This window comes from Devosia submarina (assembly GCF_003056345.1).
GTDB classification, from domain to species: domain Bacteria; phylum Pseudomonadota; class Alphaproteobacteria; order Rhizobiales; family Devosiaceae; genus Devosia; species Devosia submarina.
Genome location: NZ_PYWB01000037.1, coordinates 1 through 550, shown reverse-complemented (window position 1 = coordinate 550; position 550 = coordinate 1). Strand labels below are relative to the sequence as shown.

Sequence of the window (550 nt, the reverse complement as noted above, 5' to 3'; positions counted from 1 at the left end):
AGGCCAGCGGTAAGATCCCAGGATCAGTCCACGTTCCTCGCGGCATGCTGGAATTTCGTGCGGACGCCTCGACACAGTACCACGACAAGAACCTGACTCAGGATCGACCCGTGATCCTGCATTGCGCATCGGGTGGACGCTCCGCTTTGGGCGGCAAGACCCTCAAGGATATGGGTTATAAGAACGTCTACAATCTTGGTGGCTTCAAGGACTGGGTAGATAGCGGTGGCGAGGTCGAGAAAGTGTCCAACTAACCTTCGCTCCTAACCTGAGGCTTGCGACTCCTGTGAACGAGTGCCTGATGCACCTGCCAAGTGCTGTCTGCAGTGCGCCCCATCTCTGCCGTTCAGGCCGGGATTCCGATTTCCCAAAACCTGCCGTTCCGCTTTGGCCTTCGCACTGTCTACAGCGGGGTGTTTTCATACTGGCAGCTTCTCTATCGCGGTTTGTGTCAAGGGCCGTACGGCGTCATCTGCCGCCGAGAGGCGGCATGCCGGACTTGCGAAGACGCCAACGAGCGGCATGCGTTGAGGGTCAGCCTTTGCTGCTC

1 protein-coding gene is annotated in these 550 nt (G+C 58.4%); it reads left to right on the top strand.

What is annotated here, in order from left to right; translation table 11 throughout:
* Positions 1-254, top strand: a 254-nt coding sequence (locus tag DDE77_RS19290) for a rhodanese-like domain-containing protein (RefSeq protein WP_281261318.1), incomplete at its 5' end; no start/stop codon positions are given.
* Between the last annotated feature and the right edge of the window lie 296 nt (positions 255-550).